Source organism: Geodermatophilus sp. CPCC 205506 (genome assembly GCF_051383635.1).
In the GTDB taxonomy this organism is placed as follows: domain Bacteria; phylum Actinomycetota; class Actinomycetes; order Mycobacteriales; family Geodermatophilaceae; genus Geodermatophilus.
In genome coordinates this window covers 1-26,754 of the sequence record NZ_JALPKP010000051.1, presented here as the reverse complement: position 1 = coordinate 26,754, position 26,754 = coordinate 1, and the positions used below count along the sequence as shown (strand labels likewise).

Genomic DNA, 26,754 nt, shown 5'->3' with positions numbered 1-26,754 from the left:
CAGACCCCGACCCTGACCCCCCGATCGGAAGGCGCAACACGATGCTCGAGGTGAACGGCGTCAAGAAGGTGTACGAGGGCAAGTCGCGCACCGTCGAGGCCGTGCGCAACCTGACCTTCACGCTGCAGGAGGGCGAGTTCGCCTGCCTCGTGGGACCGTCCGGCTCCGGCAAGACGACGCTGCTGAAGATCATGTCCGGGCTGCTCGACCCCACGGCCGGCGAGGTCCTCCTGAACGGCAAGCGGGTCGACGGCCCGCCGCCGGGCATGGCCATCGTCTTCCAGGAGTACGGGCGCAGCCTGTTCCCGTGGATGAGCGTCCGGCAGAACGTCGAGCTGCCGCTCAAGCAGAAGAAGGTGCCCTCCGCCCGGCGCAAGGAGCTGGTCGACGAGTCGGTCGCCGCGGTCGGCCTGGCCGACGTGCACAGCGCCTACCCGTGGCAGCTGTCCGGCGGCATGCAGCAGCGCGTCGCGATCGCCCGGGCGATCGCCTACGAGCCGCAGGTGCTGCTCATGGACGAGCCGTTCGCCGCCGTCGACGCGCAGACCCGCGCCGACCTCGAGGACCTCGTCCGCGACCTGTGGCACCGCTTCCAGGTCACCACCCTGTTCGTCACCCACGACATCGACGAATCGGTGTACCTGGGCCAGCGGGTGATCGTGCTGTCCAGCTCGCCGACGGTCATCCGCGACGACGTCGCCATCGACCTGCCCGACGAGCGCAACCAGCTGCACACCCGGTCCTCGCCCCGCTTCGCCGAGCTGCGGGCCCGGGTCTTCGAGCAGATCCACCGCCCGAAGGAGGAGACGCCGGGCGCGGTCGACCCGCACGCGCCCGCCGTCATCGGGCAGTCCCAGGTCTGAGGCGGGAGGGGGCCCGGACCGGGCCCCCTCCGACCATCAGTCGACGAGCATGGTCTCGACGTCGAACTCCTCGCTGATGATCCCGTAGTCGAGCATCCGGTCGCTCATCTCCTGGAGCTGCTCGGGATCGGCCTCGACGTCCCACTGCGGGAGCACCACCTGCTCGACGGTCTCGGCCGGCACCTGGGTGTAGGTGGGCACCAGCTCCACCAGGCGCTCACTTTTGTCGGTGAGCTCCTCCATCGACGCGGCCATGGCCTCGCGGAAGGCCTCGATCACGCCGGGGTTCTCCTGCGCGTACTGCTCGGTGGTCAGCCAGCCGGCCACCGGCATGCCCTCGACCGGGCCGCTGAACAGCGGGAAGAGCACCCGCGCGCCACTGGCGAGGGCCGAGGCCTGGAACGGCTCGACCTGCCAGATGGCGTCCACGTCGCCCGCGGCCAGCGAGGCGGCCATGTCCGGGAGCGGCAGCTCGACGTACTGGATCGTGGAGATGTCGACGCCGGCGTCCTCGAGGACGGCGTTGATCGCGACCGTGCCGATGTTCTGCAGGTTGTTGACCGCGATCCGGGCGCCGGCGAGGTCGGCGGCCGACTGGTAGGGCGCGTCCGGCGCCACCATGATCGCGTGGTCGTCGGCGCCGACGTCGTTGCCGGCCACGATCCGCACCGGCAGCCCCTGCTGCGCCGCCAGCAGGGCCGAGGTGTAGTTGCCGTAGGTGATGTCGTATTCGCCGGCGATCAGCGAGGGGATCGCCTGGGCGCCGCCGGAGGTCTGCTCGAGCGTCACGTCCAGCCCGGCGTCGTCGAACAGGCCGGTCTCCTCGGCGTTCACCGCGGTCGCCGTGTGCACGAGCGGGAAGTAGCCCAGCGTCAGCGCCGCCGGGCCCGACTCGCCGCCGCCCCCGCCCCCGCCTCCGCCGCCGGTGTCGTCGTCGGAGCCGCACGCGGCCAGCACCAGGATGGCCGCGCAGCCCAGCGCGAGGCCGGTCAGCCGACGGGGACGGGGCACAGCTGCGGACATGATCGGTCTCCCTCGGGGAGCGGGCGGGATCAGCGGGGCGGGACGCCCAGCGGCGGGGACGACAGCGAGCGGGTCACCCCGCGGGCGGCGGCCATCAGGGCCGGCACCTGGGCCGCGGCCCGGCCGTCGTTGGGCACGATCACCGAGAGGGCGGCGACGACCTCCTGCAGCCCGTTGCGGACCGGCACGGCGACGCCGGCGGCGTCGTCGTGCACGTGGCCCGGGGTGAGGACGTAGCCCAGCCGGCGGACCTCGGCCAGCGCGGCCCGGAGCCGCTCGGGGGTGGTGATCGTCTGCGCGGTGTGCTGCGCCAGCGGCCGCGACAGGATCCGCTCCTGCAGCTCCGGCGGCCCGTAGGCGAGCAGCACCAGGCCGGAGGAGGAGATGTGCAGCGGCAGCCGGCCGGCGATCCGGGAGTAGTTGACGACCGCGTCGCGGGCCGACAGCCGCTCGAGGAACAGCACGTCGTCACCGTCGCGGACGCCGAGCTGCGCGTGGTGGCCGACGACGGCGTGCAGGTCCTCCAGGTAGGGCATCGCGGCGTCCCGCAGCGACAGGGTGAGCGACGCGCGGGAGGCCAGCTCCCACATCCGCACCCCGACCCGGACCTCGCGGTCGGGGCCGCGCTCGAGCAGCCCGTGGGTGACCAGCTCGGCGATCAGCCGGGAGGCCGTGGCGACGTGCAGGTCGGTGCGCCGGGCGATCTCCGACACCTGCAGCACCTTCTCGTCGGGGGAGAAGGCGTCGAAGATGCGGATGGCGCGCGACAGCACCGACTCGCCGGTCCTGACCCGCCCCACGGGCCGCAGTGTGGCACGGGCGACGGGACTCAGTCCGTGGGCACGGCGCCCCGGAAGCGGAGGGTCTGCCCGGGCCGCAGCTGGCCGCAGCGGTCGACGTCTCCGTCGGCGACGTAGCCGATGACGGGGTAGCCGCCGGTGACCGGGGCGTCGGCGAGGAACAGCACCGGCAGGCCGGACGGCGGCACCTGCAGCGCGCCGCGCACCATCCCCTCGCTGGCCAGCTCGCCGGAGCGGGCCCGCTCGAGGGGGACGCCGTCCAGGCGCAGCCCGATCCGGTTGCTCTCGCCGGTGACCGTCCAGCCGGTGCCGGTGAGCGCCTCCGCCGCACCCTCGGCGAACCAGTCGGCGCGCGGGCCGGGCAGCACCCGCACCGTGACCTCGCCGTCCGGCGGGTCGGGAACGGGGGCCAGGTCGACGCCGGGCAGCTCGCCGGCCGGGTCGCCGACCGGCAGCTCGTCGCCGGGCGCGACGACCGGTGGGCCGAGACCGGAGAGCAGGTCGGTGGCGCGGCTGCCCAGCACCGGCTCGACGGCGATCCCGCCGCGCACGCCGAGGTACGTGCGCAGCCCCGCCACGGGCTGGCCCAGCCGCAGCTCGGCGCCGGCCGCGAGCCGCACCGGCGCGTTGTGCGCCGCGGCGCCCGGGCAGCGGGCGCCGGTGGTGACGACCAGCAGGTCCGCGCCGGCCCGCACCGCCAGCCCGCCGAGGGTCACCTCCAGCACCGCGGCGCCCGGGGGGTTGCCGACCAGCCGGTTGGCCAGCGCGGCGGAGGCCCGGTCGCAGGCGCCCGACGGGCCGATGCCGAGCGCGCCCTGCCCGGGCCGGCCGGCGTCCTGGACGGTGGTGAGCGGGCCGGTCGCCAGCACGGTGAGGCAGCGGCTCACCGCTGCTCCACGAAGCGCACCCGCACCCCCGGGCGCAGCAGGGCCGCCGGCTCCCGCGACAGGTCGAAAACCGCGACGTCGGTGCGGCCGATCAGCTGCCAGCCGCCGGGGGACTCGCGCGGGTAGACGCCGGCGAACTCCCCGGCGAGCGCGACGGCGCCGGCCGGCACCCGCGTGCGGGGCGTCTCCCGCCGCGGCACGTGCCACGGCTCCCCGTCGGGCGTGCAGTAGCCGAAGCCGGGGGCGAAGCCGCAGAAGGCCACCGTCCACCCGGTCCCGGTGTGCCGGCGCACCACCTCCGCCGGCTCGACGCCCAGGTGCGCCGCGACGTCCCCGAGGTCGGCGCCGTCGTAGACGACCGGCAGCTCGACCAGCTCGCCGCCGCCCGCCCGGTCCGGCCGCGGCCGCACCCGCCGCACCGCCTGCTCGACCGCCGGGAGCGACGTGGCCGCCGGGTCGGTGACCAGCAGGACGGTGCGGGCCGCGGGGACGACGTCCACCACGCCCTCGATCGGCTCCCCGGTGAGCGCGGCGTACAGGCCGAGGACCTCGTCGAGGCCGTCCAGCTCGAGCAGCAGCGCGGTGGAGCCGCTGGGCAGGACGCGCATCAGGGCGCGAACGGCACCGGCTCGACGCCGGCCTCGGTGAGCGCGGCCCGCACCCGCCGCGCGATGAGCACCGCGCCCTGCGTGTCGCCGTGCACGCAGATCGACTGCGGCCTGACGACCAGCGGGTTGCCCTCGACGTCGGCGATCGGCTCCCCGCGGGCCATCGCCACGCACCGGGCGGCGATCTGGTCGGGGTCGTGCAGCACGGCGCCGGGCAGTCGGCGGGAGACCAGCGTCCCCTCGGGGGTGTAGGCGCGGTCGGCGAAGGCCTCCCGGACGACGGTCAGCCCGGCCTCGGCGGCCAGCCGCAGCCACGCCGACCCCGGCAGGCCGAGCACCGGCAGGCCGCGGTCGTACTCGACGACGGCCCGGACGACCGCGGCGGCCTGCTCCTCGTGGCCGACGATCGCGTTGTAGAGGGCTCCGTGCGGCTTGACGTAGCGGACCCGCGAGCCGGCGATGCGGGCGAACGCCTCCAGCGCGCCCAGCTGGTACAGGACGTCGGCGGTCAGCTCGTCGGGGGGCACGTCGACGAACCGGCGGCCGAAGCCGGCCAGGTCGCGGTAGGAGACCTGCGCGCCGATCGCCACCCCGGACGCCACGGCCTGCTCGCAGACCCGGCGCATGATCGTCGGGTCGCCGGCGTGGAAGCCGCAGGCGACGTTCGCGCTGGTCACCACGCCCAGCAGCGCCTCGTCGTCCCCGAGCACCCATTGGCCGAAGCCCTCGCCGAGGTCGGTGTTGAGGTCCATGGGCGGTGCGGTGCGGCCGGGGGCGTTCTCGGAGCTCTGCGACACGGGGGATCTCCACGACGGACGGCTGTCCCGGACGCTAGGGCCGCTCCGGGGGTCCGGCAACGCGAGGTGGGGGGAGCATGGGGCCATGGCACATCGGGGAGGGGCCCCGGCCGGCCCGGCCGACGTCCGGGCCGCCTGCCGGGGCGGGGCCGCCGTCCCGACGTCGGGGCTGGCACCGGGGTTCACGCAGGCCAACCTGGTGGTCCTGCCGCAGGACTGGGCCTACGACTTCCTGCTGTTCGCCCAGCGCAACCCGCAGCCGGTGCCGCTGCTCGACGTCACCGACGCCGGGTCGCCCCGCACGGTGCTGGCCCCCGGCGCCGACCTGCGCACCGACCTGCCCCGCTACCGGGTCTGGCGGAACGGCGAGCTCGTCGACGAGCCGGCCGAGGTCGCCGACCTGTGGGCCGAGGACCTGGTCGCCTTCCTCATCGGCTGCAGCTTCAGCTTCGAGACCGCGCTCATGGACGCCGGGGTGCCGGTGCGCAACATCGAGCAGGGCCGCAACGTGTCGATGTTCCGCACCAACCGGGAGTGCCGGCCGGCCGGGCGCCTGTCCGGTCCGCTCGTGGTCACCATGCGGCCGGTCCCGGGCGAGCTGGTGACCACCGCGGTGCAGGTGACCGCCCGCATGCCGCAGGTGCACGGGGCGCCGGTGCACGTCGGTCCACCCGGGGCACTCGGGATCGACGACCTCGGCCGGCCCGACTTCGGCGACCCCGTGGAGGCCGCGGCCGGCGACGTCCCGGTGTTCTGGGCATGCGGGGTCACCCCGCAGGCGGCGCTCATGGCCTCCCGCCCGCCGTTCGCGATCACCCACGCGCCGGGCCACATGTTCGTCACCGACGTCCCGGACGCCGCCTACCGCCGGCCCTGAGGGAGCGCGGGCGTCAGCCCGGCTGGACCGGACCGAACCGCGACCGCAGGTCCGGCTTGCGGATCTTGCCGGTCGCGGTCTTCGGCAGCTCGTCGACGAACTCCACGTGCCTGGGCACCTTGAAGCCGGCCAGCCGCTCGCGCAGCGCGGTCCGGATCGTCTCCGGGTCCTCCGGGGCACCCGGCGCGGGGACGACGATCGCCAACCCGACCTCGCCCCACCGCTCGTCGGGGACGCCGATGACGGCGACCTCGACGACGCCGGGCAGCTCGAGCAGCGCGGACTCGACCTCGGCCGGGTACACGTTCTCCCCGCCCGAGATGATCATGTCCTTGTAGCGGTCGCGGATGTACAGGTAGCCCTCGGCGTCGACCGAGCCGGCGTCGCCGGTGTGGTACCAGCCGTCGACGAGCGCCGCGGCGGTCTGCTCGGGGTCCCCCCAGTAGCCGGCCATGACGTTGGGGCCGGAGACGACGATCTCGCCGACCTCGTCGACGCCGGCGTCGCTGCCGTCGGGGCGCACGACCCGCAGGTCGGTGAAGAACAGCGCCTTGCCGGCGGACCCGACCTTGCGCTCGGCATCGGCCGGGTCGAGCACCGTGCAGCCGGGCGAGGCCTCGGTCATGCCGTAGCACTGCTGCATGGTCACCCCGCGCTCCAGCCAGGTGCGCAGCGTGGGGAGCGGGACCGCGGCGCCGGCGGCGCCGATGGTGCGCAGCGCCGACAGGTCCCGGGTGCCGAAGTCCGGCTCGCGGCTCATCGCGTCGAGCATCGTCGGGACGGCGAAGAACGAGGTGACCCGCTGCTCCTCGATGACCCGGAGCGTCTCGGCCGGGTCGAAGCGCCGGACGACCACCGCGCAGCCGCCGCGCAGCAGGGTGGGGTTGACCGTGCCGTTGAGGCCGCCGATGTGGAACAGCGGCGCCAGGGCAAGGGTCCGCTCGTCGGCGGCGAAGTCCATCCCGAGCAGCTGGTTGGTCGCGTTCCAGGTCATGTTGCCGTGGGTGAGCACCGCGCCCTTGGGCCGGCCGGTGGTGCCCGAGGTGTACATGACCAGGCAGGGGTCGTCGAGGGCGACCGGCTCGTCGCGCGCCTCGGGGACGGCCGTCGCGAGCAGCTCCTCGTAGGGCAGCGAGTCCGCGCCCCCCGCCACGGGTGACTCGGCCGCCACCCACTCCCGGATGCCGGGCAGCCGGTCACGCAGCGCGTCGGCCAGCTCCCCGTGCTCGCGGCCGTGCACCAGCACCGAGGCGCCGGAGTGCTCCAGCACGTACTGCGCCTCCGGTGGCGTGAGCCGGGCGTTGACCGGCACCCAGATCGCGCCGAGCTGACCGCAGGCGTAGAGCGTCTCCAGCGCCGAGGGGTGGTTGCCGCCGGTCCACGCCACCCGGTCGCCGGCCACGATCCCGAGGCCGGCCAGCGCTCCCGCCGTCCGCCGCACCCGGTCGGCGAACCCGGCGTGCGACGTCGTCGTCCCCTCGAACCAGATCGCGTCGCGGTCGGGGGAGATGCGCAGCCGCCGCTCCGGCCAGGAGCCCAGACCCGCGTTACGCATCGCGGGTGGCCGTGCCGTCGAGGTGCAGCGCCGTGATCGCGTTCTCCTTCATCACCAGCGGGCGCACCTCGTCGCGGACCTCCAGGGCCTCGAAGTCGCGGATCCAGCGCTCCGGGGAGATCAGGGGGTAGTCCGAGCCGAACAGCACCTTCTTCTTGAGCAGGGTGTTGGCGGCGCGGACCAGCTGCGGCGGGAAGTACTTGGGCGACCAGCCGGAGAGGTCGATGTAGACGTTGGCCTTGTGCTGGGCGACGGAGATGGCGGCGTCCTGCCAGGGCACCGAGGGGTGGGCCATGATGATCGTCAGGCCGGGGAAGTCGGCGGCGACGTCGTCGAGCAGCATCGGGTCGGAGTAGCGCAGCTTGATGCCGCGCCCGCCGGGGAGCCCGGAGCCGATGCCGGTCTGGCCGGTGTGGAACAGCGTCGGCACCCCGAGGGACTGCAGCTCCTCGTAGAGCGGGTACACCCGCCGGTCGTTGGGCTCGAAGGCCTGGATCGACGGGTGGAACTTGAACCCCCGGACGCCGTGCTCGGTGACCAGGCGGCGGGCGGCGCGGACGCCGGACTGCCCGCGCGCGGGGTCGATCGAGCCGAACGGGATCAGCACGTCGGAGTGCTGCGCGGCGGCCTCGGCGATCTCCTCGTTGGACAGCGTCGGGTGCCCGGTGGCCAGCTCGCTGTCCACGGTGAAGACGACGGCCGCCATCCGCTGGGCCCGGTAGTGCTCGGCGATCTCGGGGACGGTCGGGTGGTGCGGCTCGCCCTTGAAGTAGGCGGCCGCGGCCTCCAGCAACTCGTCGTCCATGGACAGGTGACCGTGCAGGTCCTGCTCGACGTGCACGTGCACGTCGATCGCGACCAGGTTCTCGAGGTCCACGGCTGCTCCTGCGCAGAAGGGGTGGGACACACGACGCTAGGACGTTATCGTGGAGGACGTCAACGATGGAGGTCCTCATGGACAGCAGCTCGCTCACCGCCGACGTCGGCTTTCTCCTCTCCCGTGCCAGCGGTCAGCTGATCCGGGCCACCAACGCCGCCCTCGCCGTCCACGGGCTGCGGGTGCGTTCCTACTCCGCCCTGCTGCTGGCCTGCGACTCGGGCGACGGCATGTCCCAGCGCGACCTCGCCGAGGTGCTCGGGCTCGACCCCAGCCAGGTGGTCCTCCTCGTCGACGAGCTGACCGAGTCCGGCCTGGTCGAGCGGCACCCCTCGGAGAGCGACCGGCGCACCAAGCTCGTGCGCGCGACGGGCGCCGGCCACGCGGTCCGGCGCCACGCCGAGCGCTCGGTCGGCGCGGCGCACCGGGCGCAGCTGGAGACACTCTCGGCCGGGGAGCAGGAGCAGCTGCGCGGGCTGCTCGGCCGGATGGTCCTCAGCGGGCAGTCCGCGCCGCAGTCGTGAGGCGGTGCTTGCCGATCCGCCCCGTGACGTGCACCATCCCTGTTATCAACCGTTGAGGTTGTCATTGATTACGAGTTTGGGAGAGCACATGCTCCGCAAGTGGGTCCCCGTGCTGGCCGCGACGACGCTCGCGCTCGCCGCGTGCGGGGGAGGCGACGACGAGGCGACCGGCTCCGGTGGGGGCGGCGCCGACGGCGAGCTGCGCCAGGTCACCGCCGGGCTGCTGCCGGTCGCGGTCACCGGCGCGCTCCAGGGCGGCATCGAGCAGGGCTTCTTCGAGGAGCGCGGCATCGAGGTCACCATCGAGACCGGCCAGGGCGGTGCCGCGCTGCTGCCGGCGGTCGCCGCCGGTGAGATGCAGTTCGCCACCAGCAACCCGGTCTCGCTGCTGCAGGCCCGCGGCGAGGGACTCGACGTCCGGGTCGTCGGCCACTGGACCTCGACCCACGCCGAGGGCGAGGACGTCAACGGCGTCATCGCGCACCGCGACTCCGGGATCACCGCGGCGGCCGCCCTGGCCGGCAAGCGGATCGCGGTCAACACGCTCAACGGCATGGGCCAGCTGACCATCGACGAGGCCGTGCGCCAGGACGGCGGCGACCCCAGCGGCATCCAGTACGTCGAGCTGCCCTTCCCGGACATGCCCGCCGCGCTCGAGGCCGGCAACGTCGACGCCGTCTGGGTGCCCGAGCCCTTCCTGTCCCAGCTGATCACCGGCGGTCACCCGGTGGCCAGCTACTCCAGCCAGGAGTCGGTGCCGGGCCACCCGACCCAGCTGTTCTTCACCTCCGGCCAGCTGGCCGAGTCCGACCCCGAGCTGGTCGCGGACTTCACCGCGGCGCTCGAGGAGACCCTCGAGTGGGCCGACCAGAACCCCGACGCGGTCCGCACCGAGGCTGAGGAGTTCCTGGGCACGCCGGCCGGGGCCATGGCGAACGTCCGCATCGAGGAGTTCGGCACTGACCTGCGCCGCGAGCAGATCGAGCAGATGGGCGAGCTCATGGTGGAGGCCGGCCTGCTCGAGCAGGACGAGCTCGACATCGAGGGCCTGCTGCCCGAGGAGTGACCCGACCCCCGACTCTCCCGGCCGTCCGGCCGGGGAGTAGGTACCAGGGGTGACCACCCCGACCCAGCGGCAGGCCCGCCCGGCACCCCGGGCGGGCCTGCTGCTGCTCGCCGTCCTGCTCGCCGGGCTGAACCTGCGCGGCGCCATCGCCGCGGTCTCGCCCGTGCTGCCCGAGATCCGCGCCGAGCTGGGGCTGTCCCCGACGGTGGCCGGGCTGCTCACCACCCTGCCGGTGCTGTGCTTCGCCGTGCTGGCGCCGCCGGCGGCGTGGCTGGGCCGGCGCCTGGGCCCGGAGCGGGCCGTCCTCGCCGGGCTGCTCGCGATCGGGGCGGGCACCGTGCTGCGGGTCCTCGACGGCGCGCCCGTGCTGCTGGCCGGCACGTTCGTCATCGGCGCGGGCATGACGGTGGGCAACGTGCTGCTCCCCGCGGTCACCAAGCGCGACTTCGCCGAGCGCGCCGGCACCGTCACCGGTCTCTACACCGGCGCCCTGACCTGCGGGGCAGCGCTCATGGCCGCGCTCACCGCCCCGATCGCCGCGGTCGCCGGCTGGCGCTGGGCGCTCGCGGTCTGGGTGGTCGTGACCGCCGTCGCCGCCGCCGTCTGGACCGCGGCCACCCGGGGCACCGCGCCCGCTCCCGCGGCCGCGGTGCCGCCGTCCGGCGGGCGCCCGGCGGGGATGTCGGCGTGGCGGTCGCCGGTCGCGTGGGCGGTCGCCGTGGTGCTGGCCCTGCAGTCGGTCCTCTACTACGCGCTGACCACCTGGCTGCCCACGGTGCTCGTCGACGAGCTCGGCGCGGACCTGGGCACCGCCGGCCTGGCCGCCACGCTGTTCCAGGTCCTCGGCATCCCCGGCACGCTGGTCGTGCCGGCGGTGCTCGCGCGGCGCCGGCCCGGGAGCGGGCAGAGCGGGCTCGGCGTCGCGGTGGCCGGCGCCTGGGCGGTGCTGATCGCCGGGCTGCTCCTCGCGCCGCAGGCGTGGCCGGTGTGGGCGGTCGTGGGCGGGCTCGCGCAGGGCGCGGGCGTCTCGCTGGCCTTCACCCTGGTCGTGCTGCGGGCCGCCGACGAGACCGCGGTGCGGCGGCTGTCGGGGATGAGCTCCCTGGTCGGCTACGGCGTCGGCGCGACCGGACCGCTCGTCGTGGGCGCGGTCTACGCCGCCACCGGCGGCTGGACCGCGCCGCTGGTGCTGCTGCTCGTGGTCACCGCCGGGCTGACCGGCGCACTCGCGGTGGCCGGCCGGCCGGTCGCCTTCGGCGGAGAAGGCTTCCACAATGTGGAAGTCCGGTACCGCGAGGGTGGTGATGGCGGTCACCGTGGGTACTGAGCTGGGAAATCCCGACCCGTGGAGGCATGCAGATGACGTCGATCGTCCAGAACCAGTGGTACGTGGCCGCATATGGCCGGGAGGTCGGCCGGGAGCTGTTCAGCCGGACGATCTGCGGTGAGTCGATCCTCTTCTGGCGCACCGAGGCCGGCCAGGTCACCGCGATGAGCGACCGGTGCGTGCACCGCCGGTTCCCGCTGTCGGAGAAGCCGAGCCACCTCAACGGCGACACCGTCGTCTGCGGCTACCACGGCTTCACCTACGGCGCCGACGGCGCGTGCGTCGCCGTCCCCGGCCAGACGCGGATCCCGCGCACCGCGCGGCTGAAGTCCTACCCGGTCGTCGAGCAGGACTCCTTCGTGTGGGTCTTCATCGGCGATGCGGAGAAGGCCGAGAGCACCCGCATCCCGCGGGCGCCGTGGCTGGACCAGGAGGGCTGGACGACGGTCAGCGGCATGGAGCCCCTCCAGGCCCGCGCCAGCCTGCTGATCGACAACCTCATGGACCTGTCGCACGAGACCTACCTGCACGGCGGCTACATCGGCACGCCGGAGGTCGCCGAGACGCCGATCACCACCGAGGTCGACGAGGCCGCCGGCGTCGTCTACGTCAGCCGGCACATGGCCGACGCCGAGTGCCCGCCGTTCTACGCCAAGAGCACCGGCATCGAGGGCCGGATCACCCGCTGGCAGGACATCGAGTACACCCCGCCGTGCCTGTACAAGCTGCACAGCCGGGTGGCCCCGGTCGGCGTGCTGCCGAACGAGGACGGCACCGACCCCGACGCCTTCCACGTCGAGGTCGTCTACGCGATCACCCCGGAGACGGAGAACTCCACGCACGACTTCTGGGCCGTCGCCCGCGACTTCGCGCTCGACGACGAGGGCGTGTCGGACTTCCTGCGGGAGAGCAACCGCACCGTCGTCCTCCAGGACGTGACCGCGCTCGACGTGCTCGAGAAGGTCCTCACCGGCGAGCCGGACGGGTACCAGGAGCTGTCGATCAACATCGACACCGGCGGCCTCGCCGCCCGCCGGATCATCGCCCGCCTGGCCGCCGAGGCCTCCGGCGCCCCGGTCCAGCAGCCCGCGGCGACCGCGCGGTGACCTCGTTCCACGGCAACGGTGACCGATCCGGAGGGAACGGCATGACCCTGCCCGCGCCCCGCGAGGTGCTCGTCGGGGACAAGGTGCTGCGCATCAACTGGCTCCCCGGCTCCGACCGGCTCCGCGGCCTGTGCCACTGCGGCGCCGAGGCCGAGGGCGAGGACCCGATCGAGATGTGGGAGTGGCTGCTCGCGCACCCCGACCACCCGGCCGGCGGGCCCACGGTCACCCCGTTGCCCGACGTCCTGCCACCCCCGCCTGCGCACCGGGTGACCGACCCGCGCATCATCCGGTCACGCACCCCGGTCCTGGTCTGAGCTCACCCGTCCCCGGCCCGCCGTGCGTCGGCGGTCCGGGGACGTGGTGTGCCTTCATCGAAACGGAGTAACCCGTGCACAGCACGCACGACGAGGTGGACCTGCGGCTGCAGGTCGCGTCCCGCACCGAGGGCGCGGAGGGCGTCGTCGTCCTCGAGCTGCACGATCCGTCCGGTGCCGAGCTCCCGGCCTGGGCGCCGGGCGCGCACCTGGACCTCAAGCTGCCCAACGGCATGACCCGGCAGTACTCGCTGTGCGGCGACCCCGGCGACCGGTCGGTGTGGCGGATCGGCGTCCTCCGGGAGCCCGAGGGCCGGGGCGGGTCGGCCTACGTGCACGACGAGCTGACCGAGGGCACCGAGATCGACGTCCGCGGCCCGCGCAACAACTTCCCGCTGGTGCCCGCCCCCCGCTACGTCTTCATCGCCGGCGGCATCGGGATCACCCCGATCCTGCCGATGATGGGCGCCGCCCAGGCCGCCGGCGCCGACGCCGAGCTGCACTACGGCGGCCGCAGCCGCCGGTCGATGGCCTTCCTCGAGTCGCTCGAGGAGATCAGCGAGACCCCGGTGGTCCTGCACCCGCAGGACGAGGTCGGCCTCATCGACCTGCCGGGCATCCTCGGGACCCCGCGCCCCGACACGCTCGTCTACTGCTGCGGCCCCGAGCCGCTGCTGCAGGCGGTGGAGAAGCAGTGCGCAGCGTGGCCCGCGGGCTCGCTGCACGTCGAGCGCTTCGCGCCCAAGGAGATGGGCGAGCCGGTCATGCAGGACGCCTTCGAGGTCGAGCTGGCGCAGAGCGGCATGACGCTCACCGTGCCGCCGGACAGGACCATCCTCGAGGTCGTGGAGGAGGCCGGGATCCCGGTCCTCTCCTCCTGTCAGGAGGGGACGTGCGGGACCTGCGAGACGCCGGTGCTCGAGGGCCAGGTGGACCACCGCGACTCCCTGCTGACGGCGGAGGAGCAGGAGGCGAACGACACGATGTTCATCTGCGTGTCCCGGGCGGCCTGCCCGAAGCTGGTCCTGGACCTCTGACCCCGTCGCGGACGTCGGGCGGGAAGCTGCTCGCCGTCCTCGACGCCTTCACCCGGGAGCGGCCGGCGCTCACCCTGTCGGAGATCGCCCGGGCCGTCGGCGTGCCGCTGTCCACCGCGCACCGCCTGGTCGGCGAGCTGCGCCGGTGGGGCGGGCTGGAGCGGGACGCCGACGGCCGGTTCCGGGTCGGGCTGCGGCTGTTCGAGCTGGGCGCGCTCGCCCCCCGCGGCCTCGGTCTGCGGGAGGCGGCGCTGCCGTTCATGGAGGACCTCTACGAGGTCACCCACCAGAACGTGCAGCTGGCCGTGCGGGACGACGTCGAGGTGCTGTTCGTCGAGCGCTTCGCCGCCCGCGACGCGGTCACCGTCCTCACCCAGGTGGGCGGCCGGTTCGCCCTGCCACCGACCGGGGTGGGCCTGGTGCTGCTCGCGTACGCGCCGGTGGAGGTGCAGGAGCGGGTGCTCGCCGCCCCGCTGCGGCGGTACACCCCGCACACCATCACCGACCCGCGGACGCTGCGCCGGGTGCTCGCCGAGGTCCGGCGCACCGGCCTGGCGATCAGCGACCGGCAGGTCACCGCGGACGCCGTCTCGGCGGCCGCGCCGATCCACCTCGGCGACGCCGTCGTCGCGGCGCTGTCGGTGGTGGTCCCCGGCGACTCGCCGGCGGCCGTCCGCGCCGTCACCCCGGGTGTGCGGGCCGCGGCCCGGGGCATCTCCCGGGTGCTCACCCAGTCGGCCGGTGCCGGCTGGCCGGTCGAGCCGCCGTCCGCGGCCGACGAGCTCCGCTGACCGTCGAGGAGGACCCGCCCGTGAAGATCACCGCTGCCGTCGTCGAGGAGCTGCACGGCCCCTTCGTCGTCAAGGAGGTCGAGCTCGACGAGCCCGGCCCCGGCGACGTGCTGGTGCAGGTGGCCGCCTCCGGCTTCTGCCACACCGACGGCATCGCCCGCGACGGCGACCTGCCCTTCCCGCTGCCCGGCGTGCTGGGGCACGAGGGCGCCGGCACGGTGGTCGCGGTCGGCGAGGGCGTGACCGGGATCAGGGAGGGGCAGGCCGTCGTCCTCGGCTGGCCCTACTGCGGGGACTGCCGCAACTGCCTGGCCGGCGAGCCGCGCTACTGCCTCCGGCTGGGCGAGCTGGTCGGCGCCGGGCACCGCCCGGGCGGCGGCTCCGCCCTGCGGACGACCGACGGCGGCCCGCTGAGCAGCCACTTCTTCGGCCAGTCCTCCTTCGCCACCTACTCGATGACCAGCGCCTCCTCGCTGGTGCCCGTGCCCGCGGGGCTGCCCGTCGAGCTCATGGGCCCGCTGGCCTGCGGACTGGCCACCGGCGCCGGCGCCGTGCTGAACACCGTCCGCCCCGAGCCGGGCAGCTCGATCGTGGTCTACGGCGCGGGCACCGTCGGGCTGGCCGCGGTGATGGCGGCCCGGTGCTCGGCGGCCACCACGATCATCGCCGTCGACCGGCACGCCTCGCGGCTGCGGCTGGCCACCGACCTCGGCGCCACCCACACCGTCGCCGCCACCGACACCGACCCGGTGGCGGCGGTCACCGACATCTGCGGGGGACCGGCCGACGCCGCGCTCGACTGCACCGGGGTGGTGCCGGTGATCCGGCAGGCGATCGACTCGGTCGGCATGCTCGGGACGGCGGTCCTCATCGGCGGCGCCCCGGCCGGCGCGGAGTTCAGCGCCGACCACATGAGCACCCTCTGGGGCAAGACCATCCGCGGCACCCTCGGCGGCAGCGGCCGCGGCCAGGCGCTGATCGCCGCGCTCATGGACCTGCACGCGCAGGGGCGGTTCCCCTTCGACCGGTTGGTCGAGTACTTCCCGCTCGACCGGATCGAGGACGCCGTCGAGGCCTCCTACAGCGGCGCCGTCGTCAAGCCGATCCTCCGCATGCCCACCTGAGCGCCCGTCCCCCGAGGGGCAGAAATGGCCATTTCTGCCCCTCGGGGGACGCGGTGGAGCTCGATCCCGAGCCGACCGGTGGCCGCCGGGGTGTCGCTGGACTGGGAACTGCTCGCCCAGGCCGCCCAGGGGTTCAGGCAAGGAGTCCGCGACCCAGGCGCTGGTGAGCTGAGAAGGGCGCGGCGCCCGCGTCACGACACTCCCGGGACCGAGACGACGGGGCGTCGGACCTGTTCCGGGACCGCGCGGCCCGCTAGGTTCACCGCCTCCGGGGGTCCCCCCGGCTCGTCGAGCAACGGTGGGGGGCAACGGTGCCCGGACGTCGGTCCATCTGCTTCTACACGCCGTCCATCGACCCCTCGGGGATGGGCGCCCACATGGTCGACCTGGTCGCGGAGTACGCCGGGACGGCCGACGTCGCGCTGATGATGCGACCGACGGTGGGCGGGCGGCGGCTGCTCGACCGGGCGGCGGAGCTCGGCGCCCGCACCGTGGAGCTGCCCTCGCCGCGGCACCCGCTGTTCGCCGAGGTGGTCAGCGGGTGGCTGGCCGGGCACCCGGCCGACGTCTTCCACTGCCACGTCGGCACCGGCTCGGAGAACTGGCCCGGCGTCCGCCTGGCCCGCCGCGCCGGGTGCCCGGTGGTCGTGCAGACCCAGCACCTGCCCTACCTGGTGGCGCACCCGCGCAAGCGGCGGGCGTACCACGCCGGGATCGAGGCGGTCGACCGGCTGATCGCGGTCTCGGAGGGGCTGCGCCGCACCTACCAGCGGATCGGGGTCGCGCCCGGGCGGTTCACCACCGTCCCCAACGGGGTCGCTCCGCTGCGCGAGCGCCTGGGCCGGGACGCCGCACGCGCCGCGCTCGGCCTGGACCCGGCTCAGCCCGTCGTCCTCACGGTGGGCCGGCTGACACACATGAAGGGCCAGTGGCACCTGGTCGACGCGGTCCCGGGCCTGCTGGCCCGCTTCCCCGACCTGGCCGTCGTCCTCGTGGGGGACGGGCCGCTGCGCGAGGCCCTGGAGAAGCGGGCGGCGGCGCTGGGGGTGCGGAACGCCGTCCGGTTCCCCGGGCACCGGCCCGACGCGCGGCAGCTGCTCGCCGCCGCCGACGTCTTCGCGCTGCCCTCGCGGCACGAGGGGATGCCGCTGGTGGCCCTGGAGGCGATGGAGGCGGGGCTCCCGGTCGTGGCCACCCGGGTGATCGGGACCGAGGAGGTCGTCGTGGACGGGGTGACCGGTGCGCTGGTCCGGCCCGACGACCCCGCTGCGCTCGGCGCCGCGCTGGAACGCCTGCTCGCCGACCCGTCCCTGCGCCGGCGGCAGGGCGCCGCGGGGCGGTGCCGCTACCTGGCGGGGTTCACCCGCGACCGGATGGCCGCCGACACCGCCGCGGTCTACGAGGCGGCGCTGCGCGGGGCCCGCCGGTGAGCCGGCTGCGGGTGGGCGTGGTCGGCACCGGGTTCATCGCGGGCCGGCACCTGGCCGCGCTCTCCCGCTTCGACGACGTCGAGGTCGTCGCGGTCGCCGATCCGGTGCGCGAGCGCGCCGAGGTGGCCGCGGCCCGCGTGGGCGCCCGCTGCCACGCCGACGGGACGGCGATGCTCGAGCGCGAGGAGCTCGACGCCGTCTGGCTCTGCGTGCCGCCGTTCGCGCACGGGCCGCTGGAGGCGGCCGCGGTGGCCCGGAACCTGCCGTTCTTCGTCGAGAAGCCGCTCGCCCTGGACCTCGGCACGGCCCGGGAGGTGGCCCGGCTGGTCGAGCAGCGGGGGCTGACGACGGCCGTCGGTTACCACTGGCGGCACCTGGACGTCCTCCGGCGGGCCGCCGAGCTGCTGCCGGCGGGAGCGGCCCGGCTGGTGACCGGCTCCTGGCTGGACAAGACCCCGGCGCCACCGTGGTGGGCGCGCCGCGACGGCTCCGGCGGGCAGGTCGTCGAGCAGACCACGCACGTCTTCGACCTGGCCCGGGTGCTGGCCGGCGAGGTCGTGTCGGTCTCGGCCGCCGAGCGGCCCGCCGCGGCCGACGGCGAGGTGGCCACCGCCGCGGTGGCGCTGCTGACCTTCGCGTCCGGAGCCGTCGGCAGCATCTCCTCGACCCGGGTGCTGGGCTGGCGGCACGCCGTGGGCCTGCAGGTGGTGGCCGAGGGCCGGGTGGTGGAGCTCGCCGAGCGCAGCCTGGACGACCACGAGCTGCGGGTGGTCTCCGCCGACGGCGAGGAGGTGCACCGCACCGACGCCGACCCGATCGCCGCCGGGGACCGTGAGTTCCTCGACGTGCTGCTCGGCCGCGTCGACCGGGTGCAGGTGCCCTACGCCGAGGCGCTGCGCACCCACGCGCTGGCCTGCGCGGCCGACCGGGCCGCACGCGAGGGCGCGGCCGTGCGCCCGGACTGCTGACCGAGGGGACGGGGATGAGCGGGCGGACGGTGCGGTCGATCGGGGTGCTGGGGCCGGGGCAGCCGGAGCTGATCGACGACGAGGAGCCCGAGCCCGGGCCCGGTCAGGCGTGGGTGCAGACGGAGTGGAGCGGAGTCAGCGCCGGGACGGAGGTGGCGATCGTCCGCGGCACCGACCCGCACTTCCAGCTGCACTGGGACCCGGAGCTGTGCGCCTTCGACCCCGACGGGCCGCGCCGGGCCTACCCCGTCCGCGGGTTCGGCTACATGGAGGTCGGCCGGGTCACCGAGAGCCGGACGCCGGAGATGCCCGAGGGCTCGCGGGTGGCCATGGCCTACGGGCACCGCACCGGCTTCTGCGCCGATCCCGGCCGCAAGACCGTCGTCCCGGTGCCCGACGACCTCGACCCGCTGCTCGGCGTCTACCTGGCCCAGATGGGGCCGATCTGCGTCAACGGGCTGCTGCACGCCGCGGCCGACTTCGCCGGCCCGACCGCGGGGGTGGACGCCGGGGTGCGCGGCCGGTGCGTGCTGGTGACCGGCGCCGGGGTCATCGGCCTGCTCTCGGCGCTGCTCGCCGTCCGGCACGGCGCGGCCGAGGTCGTGGTGGCGGAGGGGTCCGCCCAGCGCCGGGCGGTCGCCGAGGCGCTGGGTCTCGCCACCCTGGACGACGCCGACGGGTCGGCGTGGCGGACGGTCAAGCAGCGGTGGCGGCACGGGCCGGGGGACGTCGGCGCGGACGTCGTCCTGCAGTGCCAGGGGCACGACGCCGCCCTGGCCACCGCGCTCAAGTCGCTGCGGCCGCAGGGCACCGTGATCGACCTGGGCTTCTACCAGGCCGGCGCGGAGGCGGTGCGGCTCGGCGAGGAGTTCCACCACAACGGCCTGGCCGTGGTGTGCGCCCAGATCGGCCGGGTGCCGCGCGGCATGGCCGGTGCCTGGCCGCGCGTTGCGCTGGCCGAGGTCACCCTCGACCTGCTGCGCGCCCGGGGCTCCGACGTCCGCGCCCACCTGGTCACCGACGTCCTCCCGTTCGAGGAGGGCCCGCGGCTGCTGGCCGACCTGGCCGGACGTCGGCTCGCGAGCCCTCCGCTGCAGGCGGTGCTCCGGTTCGACGCCGGCTGAGGTGCCCGGCGGCGCGCCGCCCGCGACGAGCGGCGTGTCGGACCCGTGCCGCGCCGGACGGTCTTGTTCCGCCGGTCCTCAAGGGGGATCGTCCGTGGCATCGCCGCGGACGCCGGGGGACCGGGCTGCGCGGCGGCCTCAGAGGAGGGGCCGTCATGGGCTGGGCGATCGTCAGTGTCCTCGGCTTCGCGTTCGTCACCGCGCTCGTGATCGCGCTGGCGCGCAGCAACACCGCCCGCTGGGAGCGCCACCACCGGGCCGCCCAGGCCGCGGTCCGGGCGAGGGAGCGGGCCTCGCAGCGCGTGCGGGTGGCCGCCCTGATCGCGCAGGCCGCTCCGCGGACCGGCCACCGGCTGCCGCACCCGCACCTCCCGCAGGCGCACCTCCCGCACCCGCACCTGCCGCACCTCCCGCACGTGCACCTGCCGGCCTGGGTGGTCGACCGGCTCCCGCACCCCCCGGGCAGCGCGCACCCGGACCAGCGGTTCACCTGGCGGCTGATCCACCTGCCGGGTCGTCGGCGGCACGCGGAGCAGCAGCCGCACCCGGACACGGAGGAGTCCCCGGAGGAGACGTCGTCCTAGGGAACGGGCAGGTGCTGCGCGGAGTGCGCGTGGTGTGCGCGTGGTGTGCGCCTCGCCGCGGAGGGCCAGGATGGCTGCAGGAGCCGACCAGGGACCAGCGGTCGCAGGCAGCACCACCGACGGGAGGACCCCATGGCCATCGCCACCATCAACCCGGCCACCGGCGAGACGCTCAAGACCTACGAGCCACTCTCGGACGAGGCGCTCGAGGAGAAGCTCGCCTGGGCGGCGGCGGCCTTCGCCGAGTACCGGCTGACCACCCTGCGTCAGCGTGCCGGGTGGCTGCGCGCGGCGGCCGACGTCCTCGACGCCGACGCCGGCACCGTCGCCGAGCTGATGACCACCGAGATGGGCAAGACGCTCGCCTCGGCGAAGGCCGAGGTCGGCAAGTGCGCCAAGGCGCTGCGCTACTACGCCGAGCACGGTGAGGCGATGCTGCAGCCGAAGCCGGCCGACGCCTCGGCGGTGGGGGCCACCGAGGCCTACGTCGTCCACCAGCCGCTCGGCGTGGTGCTGGCGATCATGCCGTGGAACTTCCCGCTCTGGCAGGCGATGCGGTTCGCCGCCCCGGCGCTCATGGCCGGCAACGTCGGGCTGCTCAAGCACGCCAGCAACGTGCCGCAGACCGCCCTGTACCTCGAGGAGCTGTTCCGCAAGGCCGGGTTCCCCGGCGGCGTCTTCCAGACGCTGCTGATCGGGTCGGGGGCCGTCGAGCGGGTGCTCCGCGACGACCGGGTGGTCGCCGCGACGCTCACCGGCAGCGGTCCGGCGGGGCAGTCGGTGGCCGCGATCGCCGGGGACGCGCTGAAGAAGACGGTGCTCGAGCTCGGCGGGAGCGACCCGTTCATCGTCATGCCGTCGGCCGACCTGGACAAGGCGGCCGAGGTGGCGGTGACCGCCCGTTGCCAGAACAACGGGCAGAGCTGCATCGCGGCCAAGCGCTTCTTCGTCCACGCGGACGTGGCCGAGGAGTTCACCCGGTTGTTCGCCGAGAAGCTGGCCGCCATGACGGTGGGCGACCCGATGGCCGAGGACACCCAGATCGGCCCGCTGGCCACCGAGTCCGGCCTGGAGGACGTCGAGCGGTACGTGCAGGAGGCGGTGGAGAAGGGCGCCACCGTGGTCACCGGCGGAGGGCGCGTGGACCGGCCGGGCTGGTTCTACGAGCCGACGCTGGTCACCGGCGTGACCCCCGACATGGGCATCTACTCCGAGGAGGTGTTCGGCCCGGTTGCCGCGCTGTTCACCGTCGCCGACCTCGACGAGGCCATCCGGATCGCCAACGACCACGTCTACGGGCTGGGCGCCAACCTGTGGAGCGAGGACCAGGGGGAGCGGCTGCGGTTCATCCGCGACGTCCAGTCCGGCATGGCCTTCGTCAACGGCATGGTGACCAGCTATCCGGAGCTGCCCTTCGGCGGGGTGAAGCAGAGCGGCTACGGGCGGGAGCTGACCGAGGTCGGCATGTACGAGTTCACCAACGCCAAGACCGTCTGGATCGGCCCGCCGGGCGCCCGGCAGGGGGAGGGCCGGACGGCGTCGGCGTCCGAGTGACCCCTGGTCAGGCGGTGCGCGGCCGCTGGGCGAGGACGACGGTGCCGAGCGCGAGGACGGCGCCGAGCAGCTGGGCCGGGCCGAGCGCCTGGCCCAGCAGCGTCCAGCCGACCGCCGCCGCGACCACGGGGGAGAGCAACCCCAGGAAGGTGAGCTGCGAGGCGGGCAGCAGGCCGATCCCGCGCAGCCAGAGCGCGTAGGCCAGCGCGGTGTTGACGGTGGCCAGGTAGAGGAAGCCGCCGGCCTGCCCCGCGGTGAGGCCGGCCGGCAGGCCCTCGACGGCGAGGGTGAGGGGGAGCAGCACGAGCCCGCCGGCGGTCAGCTGCCAGCCGGTGAACGGCAGCACCGCGACCGGGCGTCCCCACCGCTTGGTGAGCACCACGCCGGCGGCCATCGACGCCGTGCCGGCCAGGCCCGCGGCGATGCCGGCGGCGTCCAGCCGGGCGGCGCTGCTCAGCACGATCAGCCCCACGCCGGCGATGCCGGTCAGCCCGAGCAGCACGGTCCGGGTGCGCAGCCGCTCGCCGAGCAGCGGCAGCGCCAGCAGCGCCACCAGGAGCGGCTGGGCTGCGCCGAGGATCGCGGCCACCCCGCCGGGCAGCCGGTAGGCGGCGACGAACAGCAGCGCGAAGAACGCGCCGATGTTGAGGGTGCCGAGGACCGCGGCCTTCCACCACCACGCGCCCGAGGGCAGGCGGTGCCCGAGGGCCACGAGGAGCAGCCCGGCCGGCAGCGCGCGCACCGTGGCGGCGAGCAGGGGGCGGTCCGGCGGCAGCCACTCCGTGGTGACGGCGTACGTCGTCCCCCAGGTGGCGGGGGCGACCGCCGTGGCGGCGACCAGGCCCCAGGCCGGCAGGCGAGGCGGGCGGGGGGCGGTGAGCGGGGGCCGGGTCGCGAGAGCCGTCATGACGGGCCGCCTCTCTCGAGGGGATTATTCTTGATCGCAAGATACTCGGGAGCGAGTATCTGTCAACCGAGTGGTGTGCGAGCATGGCGGTCGTGACGGACCGGGACGGCGTGGACGCGATCGTCGAGCAGTGGGCGCATGAGCGCCCCGACCTCGACACGCACGCGATGGCGGTGTTCGGGCGGATCTACCGGGCCGCCCGGCTGGTCGGCGACGCGCAGGAGCGGTGCTACGCGCAGTTCGGCATCACCCGCGCCGACTTCGACGTCCTGGCCACGCTGCGCCGCGCGGCCGGGCTCGAGGGGATGTCACCGGGCCGGCTGACCAGCGCGCTCATGCTCACCAGCGGGGGGATGACCAGCCGGCTGGACCGGCTCGAGCGGGCCGGCCACCTGGTGCGGGCCCCGGACCCGGCCGACCGGCGCGCGCTGCTGGTGCGGCTCACCGACTCGGGGCGGGCGCTCATCGACGAGGCGGTGACCGCCGGTCTCGCCGTCCAGCAGCAGCTGCTCGCCGGGCTGTCCGGCGACCGGCTGCGCCAGGTCGAGGACCTGCTGCGCGACCTGCTGGCGTCGGTGGAGCAGCACGACGGCTGAGCCGCGTGTCAGACCTCGACGACGTCGAAGCTGCGGGAGGGGGCCACGAACTCCTCCTGGGCCGCCACCAGCAGGATCTCCCGGGACCCGGCGTCCTCGGTGCGCTGGAGCAGGCCGTGCACCGAGGCCGCCGCCCGGCCCAGGGCGGTGCCGGCGTCGCGGGTGTCGAGCCAGTGGGCCAGGAAGAGCGCGGCGACGGCGTCGCCGGCGCCGTTGACCGCCACGTCCAGGCGCGGGGTCCGGACCCGGAAGTGCCGGCCGCCCTCGGAGGCGAGCAGGTCGACGGCGTCCTCGGGGGTGTCGTCGGTGACCAGCGAGGTGGTCAGGACCACCCGCGGGCCCAGGTCGTGCACACCGGCGACCGCGTCGGTGACCTCCGCCAGGGTGCGCGTGGTGCGGCCGGAGAGGGCGTCGAGCTCGTAGTGGTTGGGCGTGACGACGTCGGCGGCGGGCACGGCGACCTCGCGCATGAACTCGGGGATGCCCGGGCGGACGAAGACGCCCCGGCCGACGTCGCCGATGACCGGGTCGCAGCAGTAGACCGCCGCCGGGTTGGCCTCCCGGACCCGCTGCACGGTCTGCACGACCGCGTGCCCGATGTCGGCCGAGCCCAGGTAGCCCGACAGCACCGCGTCGCAGCGGCCGAGCACGCCGCGCTCGGCGATGCCCTGCACGACCTCCTCGATCGCCGGGCCGTCGAACACCCTCCCGCGCCACTGGCCGTAGCCGGTGTGGTTGGAGAACTGGACGGTGTGCACCGGCCACACCTCGATGCCGAGGCGCTGGAGGGGGAACACGGCCGAGGAGTTGCCGACGTGGCCGTAGGCGACGTGCGACTGGATGGAGAGGACGGCGACCATGGGGGAACCGTCGCACGAGGCCCCCGCGGGCGGTCCAGTGACCGGGTCGCGTCCCGGTGCGGCCGGGCCGGGCAGGATGGCGGCATGGCCCAGCCTCCCCTGACCTCCTCCGGCGTCGTCGGCGTCGCCGGCCGGATCGACGAGCCGGTCGACGTGCGCACCGCGGACCTGCGGCTGGCCGGTCGACCGCTCCCGGTGACCAGTCCGGCCCGCGTCTACGTGTGCGGCATCACGCCCTACGACGTCACCCATCTCGGGCACGCGGCGACGTTCGTGTGGGCCGACGTGCTGGGTGCGGTGCTGCGGCTGGCCGGGTCGGACGTGGTGAGCAGCCGGAACGTGACCGACGTCGACGACGTGCTGACCCGGGCCGCCGACGCCCGCGGCCGGCACTACGACGAGTTCGCGCTCAGCCAGGAGTTCGCCTTCGAGCAGGACATGCGGGCCCTCGGCGTCCGGCCGCCGACGCACACCCCCCGCGCCCGGCACCACATCCCGCACGTGCAGCAGCTGGCCGCCGCGCTGCTGCGCGCCGACCGCGCGTACGTCCGGGAGGCGCATGTCTTCTTCCGCGGCGCCGGGGTGGTGGAGTCCGCGGGGCTCGACGCCGACCGGGCCAAGCAGCTGGCCGACGAGTTCGGGGACGACCCGGCCGACGCGCTGCGGGAGGACCCCTTCGACGTGCCGGTGTGGCGGCCGTCGGGGGAGCGCGACCCCGCCTGGCCGAGCCCGTGGGGCTGGGGCCGCCCGGGCTGGCACGCCGAGTGCGCGGCGATGGCGACGGCGACCCTCGGCCACGGCGTCGACGTCCTGGTGGGCGGCGCGGATCTGGCGTTCCCGCACCACGCGCAGCAGGCGGCGATGGCGGAGGCAGCCTCCGGCGTCGGGCCGTTCGCCCGCGCCCAGGTGCACGTCGGGGCGGTGTCGCAGGACGGCGCGAAGATGGCCAAGTCCACCGGCAACCTGACGCTGGTGGCCGACCTGCTCCGGGTGACCACCGGGCCCGTGCTGCGGCTGCTGGTGCTCGACCGCGCCTGGTCGCAGCCGTGGGAATACCGGCCCGAGCTGATCGAGGGCGCGCAGGCCCGGCTGGACGCGCTGTTCTCCGCGGCCGGCCGGCGGGGGGCGTCGGCGACCGCGAGCCGGGCGGTGACCGACCGGCTGCTCGACGACCTCGACGTGCCCGGTGCCCTCGACGTGGCGGTGGCGGACGGCGGCGACGCCGCCCGGTTGCTGGTGCGGGTGCTCTCGCTGGGCTGAACCGGGGCGCCGCTCCAGGGGCCGTCCGGCCGGTGCTGCGGGACGTGCGACCCGGTTGCCCGGCGGCGCGGCGGTGTGAGGCTGGAGCGGCCCGACGCCGAGCCGACTGGAGGCCGACATGGACCGACTCCACCCCGTTGACGTCGACGCCCGCTCGCCGGAATCCCGGCGCGTGGAGGTGACGGCGTTCTCGCCGCCGTACGAGCGGGACGGCGTCACCGTGATCGCGGCGTCCGCGGGACGGGCCCACACGGCCGGACGTCGCCGTGCGGAGTCCGCGGACCTCGAGGCAGAGATGTCCGGCGCCCGCCCGCTGGGGGCGTTCGTCATCCGGAACGGGCGCGTGCGCTGGCGGCCGGCGCTCGACGTCTCGCGGCTGCTCACCACGGCGGAACTGGTGGTCGGCGGCGTCCTCGTCGCCCGGCGACTGGCCGACCGACCGAGCGGCGCCAAGGCCCTCGTCACCATGGGGCCCGGTGGCTGGGTGAGCATGAAGGGCGGCGCGGTGGCGGTACGCCCGGCACGGCGTCTCTGGCGGCGCGCCCAGCCGGCACCGCCGCCCACCCGGCGCCCGTGGTGGGCCCGGCTGCTCGCCGCGGTCACCCTGGAGTCACTGGTCAGTCGATAGGCCATCGCAGGGCGCCCGGCGCGGACATCGCACAGGCTCCGGTCCTGCGGGACGTCCGCCGGTCCGCCACACCACGGTGACCTCTGACCGCGAACCAACTCATCGCCTGCTCTCTCGTTTTGTCGACGCCGCACCACCCCCGCGGCGGGCGTGGGGGCTCGCCGCGGGGCTTGGCTCAGAGCGGTGGTGGGTCAGAAGGGTGGTGGGTCGTCGGCGGGGTCGGGTGCCGGCGGCGGCTCGGGTGGGGGTTCGGCCAGGACCCGGCTGCCGGTGAGGGACAGATTCGGTTCCGGTCGATGGCCGGGTGGTCGGGTGGTGCGGGTGACCCCGCTGGGGGTGGTCACCGACAGCACCCCGTCGGGGGTGATCGCGTAGCTCCAGCCCGGCGCGTGGGTCTTGAGCCGGTGATGCCGGCGGCACAGGCAGCTCAGGTTCGCGCACGACGTCGCCCCGCCGCGGGCGTGCGGGATGACGTGGTCCAGATCGGCCCAGCCGGCGGCGTTCGCGCAGCCGGGGTGGCGGCGGCAGGTGCGGTCCCGGGTCTCGAGCCAGCGGCGTTGCGCGTCCGACGGGGTGTAGCGGTCCACCGGCGGCGGCCGGTCCAGCCCCGGACACCCGCAGTTGGTCGCGGGGCCGTGGGTGGGGCAGCCGCGGCGGGCGATCCGCTCGAGCTCGCGGCGGGTGGTGGTGGCCCGCAGCGCCCCGCCGGCGTCGGTGATGGCCAGGGTGAGCGTGCCGCCGGCCGGGGCCTGCAGCCCGCCGGGACACACCGCGTCGAGCTCGGTGAGCAGTTCGCGCAGGTGCGCGGCGGTGATCGGCTGCCCGTCCACCTCCCCGATCGGGGCGGGGATGGAGCCGGGTGGGGCGAACACCGCCGGCAGCCGGGCACCGGAATCCAGGAACCGCTGCGGAGTCAGCGCGTCCAGCGGAGCGGTGATGGTCAGCTGCGCGGTCACCGGCTCCCGATCGGTCGCCCAGGGGCGCAGCAGCAGATCGGCCAGCGCGCCGACCCGCAGCACGCCCACCGGCCGCTGATCCCCGGCCGACCGCGCCGCCCGGGCCAGCCCGTCGACGGCCTGCCGGCAGGCCGACGCGAGCGCGTGCGGCAGCTTGGCGACCAGCTCGGACATGCCGTCCCCGACCGGCCGCACGGTCACGTTCGCGCCGCGGGCGGCGTCCCGGCGGCGCCGGTCGGCGGCCGCGGCGTCCCGCGCGGCCAGCTCGGCCTGCACGGCCGCGATCAGCCGGCGGATCGACAGCCGCC

Annotated in this window: 28 protein-coding genes; 18 read left to right on the top strand and 10 right to left on the bottom strand. The window is 75.2% G+C overall.

Annotated elements, in window-relative coordinates; translation table 11 throughout:
- Positions 1 to 41 precede the first annotated feature (41 nt).
- Positions 42 to 863 carry an ABC transporter ATP-binding protein gene (locus tag MY520_RS22895; protein WP_436694876.1) on the top strand — a complete coding sequence of 274 codons (822 nt, stop codon included), beginning with the start codon at positions 42 to 44 and terminating at the stop codon, positions 861 to 863.
- A gap of 36 nt (positions 864 to 899) precedes the next feature.
- On the opposite strand, the gene MY520_RS22890 is transcribed toward MY520_RS22895, so the two are convergent.
- From MY520_RS22890 to MY520_RS22870, 5 genes are read right to left on the bottom strand one after another with little or no spacing between them, the layout of a single operon-like run.
- Positions 900 to 1,886 (bottom strand): ABC transporter substrate-binding protein, encoded by a 987-nt coding sequence (locus MY520_RS22890; protein WP_436694875.1) that lies wholly within the window; start codon positions 1,884 to 1,886, stop codon positions 900 to 902.
- A gap of 29 nt (positions 1,887 to 1,915) precedes the next feature.
- The gene (locus tag MY520_RS22885) at positions 1,916 to 2,686 is read right to left on the bottom strand and encodes an IclR family transcriptional regulator (protein WP_436694874.1); all 771 of its coding nucleotides are present in this window, start codon (positions 2,684 to 2,686) and stop codon (positions 1,916 to 1,918) included.
- Positions 2,687 to 2,715: 29 nt separating this feature from the next.
- Positions 2,716 to 3,573, bottom strand: a complete 858-nt coding sequence (locus MY520_RS22880) for a biotin-dependent carboxyltransferase family protein (protein WP_436694873.1) — start codon at positions 3,571 to 3,573, stop codon at positions 2,716 to 2,718.
- Positions 3,570 to 4,181, bottom strand: a complete 612-nt coding sequence (locus MY520_RS22875; protein WP_436694872.1) for a 5-oxoprolinase subunit B family protein — start codon at positions 4,179 to 4,181, stop codon at positions 3,570 to 3,572. The genes MY520_RS22880 and MY520_RS22875 overlap by 4 nt, the downstream gene beginning before the upstream one ends.
- The gene (locus MY520_RS22870; RefSeq protein WP_436694871.1) at positions 4,181 to 4,978 is read right to left on the bottom strand and encodes a LamB/YcsF family protein; all 798 of its coding nucleotides are present in this window, start codon (positions 4,976 to 4,978) and stop codon (positions 4,181 to 4,183) included. Before MY520_RS22870 ends, MY520_RS22875 begins: the two co-directional genes overlap by 1 nt.
- Positions 4,979 to 5,063: 85 nt before the next feature.
- Here MY520_RS22870 and MY520_RS22865 point away from each other — a divergent pair, with 85 nt between their 5' ends.
- Positions 5,064 to 5,855, top strand: a complete 792-nt coding sequence (locus MY520_RS22865; RefSeq protein WP_436694870.1) for a putative hydro-lyase — start codon at positions 5,064 to 5,066, stop codon at positions 5,853 to 5,855.
- Between the two features lie 13 nt (positions 5,856 to 5,868).
- On the opposite strand, the gene MY520_RS22860 is transcribed toward MY520_RS22865, so the two are convergent.
- Positions 5,869 to 7,410: an acyl-CoA synthetase gene (locus MY520_RS22860; protein ID WP_436694869.1), complete on the bottom strand. Its 1,542-nt coding sequence runs from the start codon at positions 7,408 to 7,410 to the stop codon at positions 5,869 to 5,871.
- Positions 7,403 to 8,287, bottom strand: coding sequence for an amidohydrolase family protein (locus tag MY520_RS22855; protein ID WP_436694868.1), 885 nt, complete (start codon positions 8,285 to 8,287; stop codon positions 7,403 to 7,405). Before MY520_RS22855 ends, MY520_RS22860 begins: the two co-directional genes overlap by 8 nt.
- Before the next feature lie 65 nt (positions 8,288 to 8,352).
- Between MY520_RS22855 and MY520_RS22850 the strand changes: the two genes are divergently transcribed.
- From MY520_RS22850 to MY520_RS22790, 13 genes are all read left to right on the top strand, one after another.
- Positions 8,353 to 8,811 (top strand): MarR family winged helix-turn-helix transcriptional regulator, encoded by a 459-nt coding sequence (locus MY520_RS22850; RefSeq protein WP_436694867.1) that lies wholly within the window; start codon positions 8,353 to 8,355, stop codon positions 8,809 to 8,811.
- Positions 8,812 to 8,899: 88 nt separating this feature from the next.
- Positions 8,900 to 9,877, top strand: coding sequence for an ABC transporter substrate-binding protein (locus MY520_RS22845; protein WP_436694866.1), 978 nt, complete (start codon positions 8,900 to 8,902; stop codon positions 9,875 to 9,877).
- Between the two features lie 49 nt (positions 9,878 to 9,926).
- Positions 9,927 to 11,204, top strand: coding sequence for an MFS transporter (locus MY520_RS22840; RefSeq protein ID WP_436694865.1), 1,278 nt, complete (start codon positions 9,927 to 9,929; stop codon positions 11,202 to 11,204).
- Between the two features lie 32 nt (positions 11,205 to 11,236).
- Positions 11,237 to 12,310, top strand: coding sequence for an aromatic ring-hydroxylating dioxygenase subunit alpha (locus tag MY520_RS22835; protein WP_436694864.1), 1,074 nt, complete (start codon positions 11,237 to 11,239; stop codon positions 12,308 to 12,310).
- Between the two features lie 41 nt (positions 12,311 to 12,351).
- Positions 12,352 to 12,627 (top strand): hypothetical protein, encoded by a 276-nt coding sequence (locus MY520_RS22830; protein WP_436694863.1) that lies wholly within the window; start codon positions 12,352 to 12,354, stop codon positions 12,625 to 12,627.
- A 74-nt stretch (positions 12,628 to 12,701) separates the two neighbouring features.
- Positions 12,702 to 13,664: a PDR/VanB family oxidoreductase gene (locus MY520_RS22825; RefSeq protein WP_436694862.1), complete on the top strand. Its 963-nt coding sequence runs from the start codon at positions 12,702 to 12,704 to the stop codon at positions 13,662 to 13,664.
- Positions 13,619 to 14,455 (top strand): IclR family transcriptional regulator, encoded by an 837-nt coding sequence (locus MY520_RS22820; protein ID WP_436694886.1) that lies wholly within the window; start codon positions 13,619 to 13,621, stop codon positions 14,453 to 14,455. Before MY520_RS22825 ends, MY520_RS22820 begins: the two co-directional genes overlap by 46 nt.
- A 20-nt stretch (positions 14,456 to 14,475) precedes the next feature.
- Positions 14,476 to 15,579, top strand: a complete 1,104-nt coding sequence (locus tag MY520_RS22815; protein WP_436694861.1) for an NAD(P)-dependent alcohol dehydrogenase — start codon at positions 14,476 to 14,478, stop codon at positions 15,577 to 15,579.
- A 311-nt stretch (positions 15,580 to 15,890) separates the two neighbouring features.
- Complete coding sequence (locus MY520_RS22810) at positions 15,891 to 17,009, top strand: glycosyltransferase family 4 protein (protein ID WP_436694860.1); 1,119 nt, start codon at positions 15,891 to 15,893, stop codon at positions 17,007 to 17,009.
- Entirely contained in the window at positions 17,006 to 17,977 is a 972-nt protein-coding gene (locus MY520_RS22805) for a Gfo/Idh/MocA family protein (protein ID WP_436694859.1), read from the top strand. The genes MY520_RS22810 and MY520_RS22805 overlap by 4 nt, the downstream gene beginning before the upstream one ends.
- Before the next feature lie 14 nt (positions 17,978 to 17,991).
- Positions 17,992 to 19,101, top strand: coding sequence for a zinc-dependent alcohol dehydrogenase (locus MY520_RS22800; protein ID WP_436694858.1), 1,110 nt, complete (start codon positions 17,992 to 17,994; stop codon positions 19,099 to 19,101).
- Between the two features lie 155 nt (positions 19,102 to 19,256).
- Complete coding sequence (locus MY520_RS22795; RefSeq protein WP_436694857.1) at positions 19,257 to 19,685, top strand: hypothetical protein; 429 nt, start codon at positions 19,257 to 19,259, stop codon at positions 19,683 to 19,685.
- A gap of 132 nt (positions 19,686 to 19,817) precedes the next feature.
- A complete protein-coding gene (locus tag MY520_RS22790; protein WP_436694856.1) occupies positions 19,818 to 21,239 on the top strand; it encodes an NADP-dependent succinic semialdehyde dehydrogenase in 1,422 nt (473 codons plus the stop codon).
- Between the two features lie 7 nt (positions 21,240 to 21,246).
- On the opposite strand, the gene MY520_RS22785 is transcribed toward MY520_RS22790, so the two are convergent.
- Positions 21,247 to 22,146, bottom strand: coding sequence for an EamA family transporter (locus MY520_RS22785; RefSeq protein ID WP_436694855.1), 900 nt, complete (start codon positions 22,144 to 22,146; stop codon positions 21,247 to 21,249).
- Between the two features lie 83 nt (positions 22,147 to 22,229).
- Here MY520_RS22785 and MY520_RS22780 point away from each other — a divergent pair, with 83 nt between their 5' ends.
- Positions 22,230 to 22,742 (top strand): MarR family winged helix-turn-helix transcriptional regulator, encoded by a 513-nt coding sequence (locus MY520_RS22780; protein ID WP_436694854.1) that lies wholly within the window; start codon positions 22,230 to 22,232, stop codon positions 22,740 to 22,742.
- A gap of 8 nt (positions 22,743 to 22,750) precedes the next feature.
- Here MY520_RS22780 and pdxY read toward each other — a convergent pair whose 3' ends face one another.
- Complete coding sequence (pdxY, locus tag MY520_RS22775; RefSeq protein ID WP_436694853.1) at positions 22,751 to 23,602, bottom strand: pyridoxal kinase PdxY; 852 nt, start codon at positions 23,600 to 23,602, stop codon at positions 22,751 to 22,753.
- A gap of 84 nt (positions 23,603 to 23,686) precedes the next feature.
- On the opposite strand from pdxY, the gene MY520_RS22770 reads away from it, so the two are divergent.
- Together MY520_RS22770 and MY520_RS22765 are read left to right on the top strand one after the other, a co-directional pair.
- On the top strand, positions 23,687 to 24,862 hold the full coding sequence (locus MY520_RS22770) for a cysteine--tRNA ligase (RefSeq protein ID WP_436694852.1): 1,176 nt from the start codon (positions 23,687 to 23,689) through the stop codon (positions 24,860 to 24,862).
- A gap of 118 nt (positions 24,863 to 24,980) precedes the next feature.
- Complete coding sequence (locus MY520_RS22765) at positions 24,981 to 25,490, top strand: hypothetical protein (RefSeq protein ID WP_436694851.1); 510 nt, start codon at positions 24,981 to 24,983, stop codon at positions 25,488 to 25,490.
- 191 nt (positions 25,491 to 25,681) lie between these two features.
- Here the strand turns inward: MY520_RS22765 and MY520_RS22760 are convergent.
- Positions 25,682 to 26,754 (bottom strand): HNH endonuclease signature motif containing protein (locus tag MY520_RS22760; RefSeq protein ID WP_436694850.1); only part of this gene is annotated, 1,073 nt, incomplete at its 5' end.